The organism is Microcoleus sp. MON1_C1, assembly GCF_036701945.1.
Taxonomy (GTDB): domain Bacteria; phylum Cyanobacteriota; class Cyanobacteriia; order Cyanobacteriales; family Microcoleaceae; genus Microcoleus.
On sequence record NZ_JAUBRO010000117.1, the window covers coordinates 1 to 4,010 of the forward strand.

Here is a 4,010-nt window from a genome sequence, read left to right on the forward strand (position 1 = left end):
GGGCCAAAGCCCAAATTCACCACCCCACCAGTCAAACCAGGAAGATTGTTAATCGTCAGACTAACGCTAGTTTGACCGGCATTAAAGTTCACCGTGCCGGACGAAGGATTTACAGCAAATGGACTAATGTTGTAGTCTACGTTGTTCACAGGTTGACCACCAGCAGGGGCAACAATCAAATAGTCGATCGAAGCGGAAACCGAAGTATCGCCAGTCCGATTAATCGTAAACTCTCCAGAACCACCATCAATAATAGGATCGGGAGACGAACCGTAAGAGAAGAAAGTTGGAGGCACAGCATTAGTATCAATATTAGAAATCCCTTGATATTCAATGTTCCGCACTAGGTAGTCGGAACCGTCATTTTTGAACGAGGTAGCGGCGTAGGCAGCGGTGGGGCTATCGTAGGCTTTAGTGGAGAACCGCAGTTCGTCAAAAGTAGCGCCGCCCAAAGAGTCTCCTACTATCTGGAATTTGAAACTGCCATCGGTGCGATCGCCAATGAAAGTCACTCCATCTGAAGACACAGTAATGGGTTTTGGAGCGCTCGGAGCGTTGAGGCGAGCGATCTTAAAATTGGTGGCCGGTACCCGAACCCCATTATTAAAGATTTGCAGAAAACCAACTTCATTGCCTTGATCGCCCAAACCAGGACTTGTTTTGGGAGTCAATCCACTGAGGTCGATCGTTGTGCTAGTGATGTCTTGGTTATCTGCCCATTTCACCTTCAGCGCCTGAGATTGATTGGTGTTGGGGTTATGGTTGATTTCCGCCCGAATTTTCTTGGCGTCGGTGAACCAACCATCATAAGAGGATGGGACACCAATACCACCGGTACTGCCGTAGCTCATCCAGCTTTTAGGGTTTTCGTTCGTTGCTAAGGTGAGGTTGCTGATGACATTCGGGTTAAGGTAGTCAGTTTCCACGCCATCAAAGGCTATCCCAGACAGTTTGATGCCTTGATTCTGGGCGGCATTCGGCCATTTTGTGATCAGGTCACTAATGCTGCTGTAATTATTGGTTTGACCCAAAGAGCCAGTAAGAGTTGGCGCCGGAGTCGGAGTCGGCACCGGGACGACACTACCTCCAAATTCAAAAGAGCCGCTGTCCACGATCGCACCTGGAATGCTGTCGCCATCTTGAGGGCGAGTCACGCCGCGCTGATCCGTAGTGGGTGCGCCAGTGGCAATCCCTTTATCAATTGCCGGACTTCCTATCAGCAGCGGCCTGACTAAAGCGCCGTTGAGGTTTTGCAAAGGGCCGAGTTTCGGGTCTGCGATCGTAATACTTGCCGTCGCATTGAAATCGCTTCCGTCATTGGGGTTTTTGGGCGGCCACTGAAAATTCCCTCCTTGATCGCTATATTGGGCGGTGACGTGTTGCTGAATGCCCCAAGGGTTTCCTCCGTTAGCCGCTGTATTGTTGGAAAGAATCGTATTTTTGAGGGTGACATTATTGGCATCGGCGAAGATACCTCCACCAACCCAGCCTGCTGAATTATCGGCGATCGTCGTGTTGAGAATGGTTGTGGGTGCACCAAGAGTCATTGCACCGCCGAGTTTGTTGAAATCACCAGCAGCAAACGCCGTGGAGTTGCCAGAAAACGTACTGTTAGTAATCGTAGTAGGGGCATTTCGCATCCACAGCCCGCCACCTTGATTGCCGGCTTTGTTGCCCGCAAAGGTGGTGTTGGTAATGGTCAATCCCTGGTTGGTGCTGTCGCTCAAAATCGTTACCCCACCACCGTTTCCAGCATTTCCACCGTTGGGTAGCGCCAGAATTTCGTTATTTTGGAAGGTGCTCTTTTCCAAAATAACCTTGTCTTGGCTGCCGGTGAACAGATAAGCTGCGCCTCCTTCACCTCGACCTTTATTGTCTTGAAATACGCTATTGGTAATCTTAATTGTGCCGGAAGCTTCGCTCGGATTGCTGGCTCTGTCTGTGTAAACTGCGCCGCCAAAACCCCTTAAAAACGGATTATCTTGGCCTGTTGCGTAAACGGCTGCGGTGGTATCGTTGCCGATGAATCGGGAGTTGTCAATTGTCAGCTTACCTTGAAGGCTGTTAATCGCCCCGCCGTTAATTCCTTTGTTGTTGGTGAAGTCGCTGTTGGTGACTGTAAAAGTTTTGAAACTCAAAAAGCCGATCGCACCTGCACCGCGTTCATCGTTAGCGGAGGTGGCTACGTTGCCGTTGAATTTACTGTTGGTAACAGTCAGGGTATTGTTGAAATTACCGAAAATTGCGCCACCGCCTTTATCGGCGACGTTGTTGTTGAACTGAACGTTTTCTACTGTGAGGTTTACTTCGTCGGTTGTGCCGATCGCGCCACCTCTAGCGGTAGTTTTGCCGTTAGTAATAATCAGGTTTTTGACAACTAAATTGGTAGCAGTTGCAACGTTGGCATTGACAAAAAAGGCGCGGGATGCGTTGTTGCCACTGATGGTTAAACCGGGTGCGGCGGCGCCGTCAATGGTGATGTTTTTGCCAACGGGAATATCGAGTTGACCGCTGGTGAGGGTAATGGTTTGGCTGGCTAAACCTGGAGCGAAGGTAATAATATCGCCGGCAACAGCGGTGGCGATCGCAGCCCTTAATGAACCGGGCCCGCTATCGCTATTGTTGGCTACTACGATCGTAGCTAAATTACCTTGGTAACTTGCCATCGCATCGGCCTGCAAGGCTAAGGGAGAATCAATTTTGCCAGAGGCAAATTCTAAATTCCAGTCGCCGCCGCTGCCGGTTGTGTTGGTGGATGCCGCAACGTCAGCCCCGGTTAATTCACTGAATCGATCGACGAAATTAGCACCTGTACCGTCTGCTACATCGCAGCCGTACAGCATGATGTCTGCTTGTGGGGCTAGTGAAGTTTGCCACTTTTCCAACTGGCTTTTGTATTGCTCTATGTTCTCTGAGCCCAGAGCGGTATTGCCTAATTGTAGGCTGCCAGAACTGCCGTGAGAAATAATGTGAACCGAGTCAATAGCCCCGTTAGTAGAGGCGTACTGTTCAATTTCAGAGCTGATTTGTTCGATGCCGTTTTTGGTGCGATCGAGTATTACTATCTGCTGTCCCGGCAGCACTCCCGCTGCAATTGACTCGTAATCTTCCACGCCGGAGTCAATGAAGACTAAGGAGCGCAGTGGCTGTTTTTCCAAAGAAGATTGTGAGTTAACTTGAGCGAATGTAGAACTCATATTGGAGACTCCATTAAGGGCATTATTGGTAGATACACCCCGGAGTTATCTCATCAAGCTTATTTGATAACTGTGCGATTTTGGCAATTAACTTTTGTATGGATCGAGGTAATCTGAACTGAGGAGAACAGAGCCTAATTGCAGTTAGCCCGAGCTGCCGTCATAAGTTGTGCGAACTTTGTCAACCTCTATAAGGATAGAGGCATATTTTTGAAGTGCCGAGGTAATTTTTTCGATACTGTCAGATTCCCCAGCCAAAATTCTGGAAACAAAATATCCACCTTTATTGATGCTGGAGTCCTTGAATACAAAGCTTTTGGATGGGGAATTTGCGTATTCCGAGGATCGAGCCGTTTCCATTAAAAAATCCAACATATTGCGCCCTCCAAAAGCGAGTTTAGGGGTAGATACAACCTTGGATTCAGAGCTTCTGAAACTGCCAGCGACCTTGTTTATTTCGCTCATTTTTATTTAACCTATCTATCAGTTTGCTTTATTTCTGCTGCGCTGCCATCCGGGATCTCACGGAATTTATATTATGCGTGTTTTCCCTTACTTCCGACAAACGCGCAATTACCGATAGATTCGATATCCTACGGGTGATAAGTAGGTAGGCACGAAAAAACCAAAGTAGGTGAAAATAAATGAAGACAGAGAAGAAATCTACCGAGGTCATTAACATATGGGAGCTCGCTTAAGGGTATCCCTGACTCATGAACAAGAGAGAACCCTCTTCGGGTGCATCTCACTTTTGCAAATATATGAAAAAAGCGCGAAAATGAAAAAGCTAGTAAAACTGTGAAAAAAGATGAG

2 protein-coding genes are annotated in these 4,010 nt (G+C 48.0%); both read right to left on the reverse strand.

Features of this window, described 5'->3' with window-relative positions; translation table 11 throughout:
• On the reverse strand, positions 1 to 3,197 hold a 3,197-nt coding region (locus tag QUA62_RS28945; protein WP_333408244.1), incomplete at its 3' end, for a DUF4347 domain-containing protein.
• Between the two features lie 144 nt (positions 3,198 to 3,341).
• Positions 3,342 to 3,662: a hypothetical protein gene (locus QUA62_RS28950; protein WP_333408245.1), complete on the reverse strand. Its 321-nt coding sequence runs from the start codon at positions 3,660 to 3,662 to the stop codon at positions 3,342 to 3,344.
• Between the last annotated feature and the right edge of the window lie 348 nt (positions 3,663 to 4,010).